This is a genomic window from Christiangramia aestuarii (assembly GCF_009735585.1).
GTDB lineage: Bacteria > Bacteroidota > Bacteroidia > Flavobacteriales > Flavobacteriaceae > Christiangramia > Christiangramia aestuarii.
Genome location: NZ_VJVW01000151.1, coordinates 1 through 379, shown reverse-complemented (window position 1 = coordinate 379; position 379 = coordinate 1). Strand labels below are relative to the sequence as shown.

The window sequence follows — 379 nt, the reverse complement described above, 5'->3', positions numbered from 1 at the left end:
CCTCTCCAGCTTCCACGGAGTCACCCGCAATCCCTGGAACCTGGCCAACAATACCGGCGGCTCCAGTTCGGGCGCGGCAGCGGCGGCCGCCGCCGGCTACGGACCGCTGCACCTGGGCACCGACATCGGCGGCTCGGTGCGACTGCCGGCGGGCTGGTGCGGCCTGGTGGGCTTCAAGCCAAGCCTCGGGCGGATCCCCATCGACCCTTACTACACCGGTCGCTGCGCCGGTCCGATGACCCGCTGCATGGACGACTGCCTGCTGCTGATGCGCTACCTCGCGCAGCCCGACGCCCGCGACGCCACCAGCCTGCCGCCGGAAGTGCTGGACTGGAGCGCCGAGCCGCTGTCGGTGCGCGGCCTGAGGGTCGGCCTGCAA

General features: G+C 72.0%; 1 protein-coding gene. It reads left to right on the top strand.

What is annotated here, in order from left to right:
- On the top strand, positions 1–379 hold a 379-nt coding region (locus FLP08_RS17320; RefSeq protein WP_262885549.1), incomplete at both ends, for an amidase family protein.